The following is a 582-nucleotide window of genomic DNA, read 5'->3' on the forward strand; positions in this document are numbered from 1 at the left end:
TCTCATTATCTTTTCCCTCCCCCCAATATCATGCTTATCGTTATGATCTTGCGAGCGCGACGATCATTGAATGGTACGAAACACTGTTCCAATGGATGCAACGCCTGCCAGCCTCGTATCGGGGCGCGCCGATCGGTGCACTAGCCGATCGAGTATCGATGCTGCCAGAGGCACACAGGCCCGTGCACCTCGCGCATCTGCGGCATTTGACATTGTCACTTCCGGACCATCAACTAGGCAGCGCATTACGCTACCTGCCGGGCGCTTTAGTGCGGGTGATACCGCCAGAGCAACATGCGCATGAGATTTCACTGCTCGAACCCGCCCTTGAGCGCGTGCCGCCTGCGCAGCGCGCATTAGCGGCGCTCGGACTGCTTGAAGCAACATCGCAGTTGGACGACGCACTGCTAAAACAGGTCTGGCAGCGCGCGATGCGCCTGCTCGACGGCAGCAATGGCCCCGGCATAGCGGAAGCGTTCTACGATATCCACTTACGGATTGGACTTACACTAAATAATCAGCAATGGGAGAGCGCAGAAACTGAAATGAAGGCCTTCTTTGAGCGAAACCGATTCGATCAGG

At 56.4% G+C, this 582-nt stretch carries 1 pseudogene; it reads left to right on the forward strand.

What is annotated here, in order from left to right:
- Positions 1-582 (forward strand): annotated as a pseudogene (locus KPG66_RS17070) (F-box domain-containing protein); the annotation flags it as partial.

The organism is Mycetohabitans sp. B2 (assembly GCF_021733735.1).
GTDB classification, from domain to species: Bacteria; Pseudomonadota; Gammaproteobacteria; order Burkholderiales; family Burkholderiaceae; genus Mycetohabitans; species Mycetohabitans rhizoxinica.